This is a genomic window from Paraburkholderia sp. Ac-20347, assembly GCF_017104805.1.
Taxonomy (GTDB): Bacteria; Pseudomonadota; Gammaproteobacteria; order Burkholderiales; family Burkholderiaceae; genus Paraburkholderia; species Paraburkholderia tropica.
The window spans coordinates 1-1,274 of the sequence record NZ_JAAGPN010000585.1 but is presented as its reverse complement, the minus strand read 5'-3'; the positions used below and the strand labels follow the sequence as shown (position 1 = coordinate 1,274).

General features: G+C 65.9%; 1 protein-coding gene. It reads left to right on the top strand.

Annotation, left to right across the window (positions count from 1 at the left end):
* Window positions 1–1,274 (top strand): RHS domain-containing protein (locus tag G3N97_RS38845; RefSeq protein WP_205998005.1); only part of this gene is annotated, 1,274 nt, incomplete at both ends.

Sequence of the window (1,274 nt, the reverse complement as noted above, 5' to 3'; positions counted from 1 at the left end):
AGCGACGGCACGCACGCGAGCTACCGCTACGACGCGCGCGGTCTGCTCACGCAGGCGCAGGCCACTACGCCGGGTGGGCGAGGTGAAACGGCGAGCCAGGTCACGTTCGAATACGACGCAGCGGGGCGGCGCACAAATGAAACGCAGGCGCATCACGGCCAGGTCTGGCGGCTGGCGCACGAACTGGACGCGCTGGGGCACCGCACGACCACGCACCTGCCGGATGTGGGCGCGCTCGCATGGCAGCGTTACGGCTCGGGCCATGTTCACGGCGTGCTGCTCAACGGCGAACCACTGGCGGCATTCGAGCGCGACGCACTGCACCGCGAGACGCAGCGCACGCAAGGTCTGGTCAATCACCAGTTCAGCTACAGCGGCTCCGGCATGCTCGCCGCGCATGAATGGCAGGGCATGGACAGCCGGGGCAACCCGTCGGAGCGCGCGCGCGCGTGGCGAAGCTGCGAGCAAGACAGCGCGGGGCAGATTACGGCGATTCACGACGCGCTGCGCGATAGCCGCCATTACCAGTACGACGCGGCGTCGCGGCTGGTGGACGTAAACGCGGGCCGTAGCAGCGAGCATTTCAGCTACGACCCGTCGGGTAACCTGCTGGCGGTGAGCAATGGTAAGGCGACGCACATAGGCCGCGCGCAGGGCGACCGGCTGCTGTCGCTGGTGACGCCGGAACTGCCGGTGGTGCAGTCGCCGCAATACGCCTATGACGGCCACGGTAATCGCGTTGCGCGCACCGTTGCAGCAACCCGGACCGATACGCCCGAAGCCGCAGATGCACCCACGACGCGCTATCGCTACGATGGCACGCATCAACTCACCCACATCGAGCACGCAGACGGTGCCGCGAGCCGCTACGAGTACGATGCACTCGGACGACGCACGGCGAAGCGCCATACCGACGCCGAAGGCCGTACCTGGACGACGCTGTTTGTATGGGATGGCGACTGGATGGCGCAGGAAGTTCGTCCGAACGGCGGCAGCGTCACGCCACTCACCTACGTGCCCCACCCGAACCATGCGGGACCGCTCACGAAGCTCGAAGGGGCGACGGCGTACCACTACGTGACGGATCACCTGGGCACGCCCCAGGAGCTTTACGATGATCGTCGGCAAATCGTATGGGCCGCAGACCTCAGCGCCTACGGCAAGACGCGGCGCTATCTGAAGCATGAGATCGATAACCCGATCCGCTTTCCGGGCCAGTATTTCGATGCTGAATCGGGTCTGCACTACAACCGTTTCCGGTATTACGATCCGCA